At 66.4% G+C, this 253-nt stretch carries 1 pseudogene; it reads right to left on the bottom strand.

The features are described 5' to 3' along the window. Positions 1–253, bottom strand: a pseudogene (locus C1X29_RS30125) (hypothetical protein); the annotation flags it as partial.

Genomic DNA, 253 nt, shown 5'->3' on the forward strand with positions numbered 1-253 from the left:
GCTCCAGCCTGAGGCCGAGGGCGTGCAGATCTCAAACGCCGGCCGCAATTCGTCGAGAATGGACAGCAGCAGCTTGCCGTCGGCCCAGAAAAATCCCTGCAGCGCGCGGCGCGCGCCCGGCTCGAACAGGATCGCGAAGTTGCGATCGCCGGCGAGAAATCCCGAGAGCGAGATGCCGAGCACGCTGTCTGCGGCATAGGTGACGCCGCCAACGCTCCAGGCCGAGCGCAGCTTGATGGCGAACCAGTCACGG

It is taken from the genome of Pseudomonas sp. GW456-12-10-14-LB2 (assembly GCF_002884345.1).
GTDB lineage: Bacteria > Pseudomonadota > Gammaproteobacteria > Pseudomonadales > Pseudomonadaceae > Aquipseudomonas > Aquipseudomonas paraglycinae.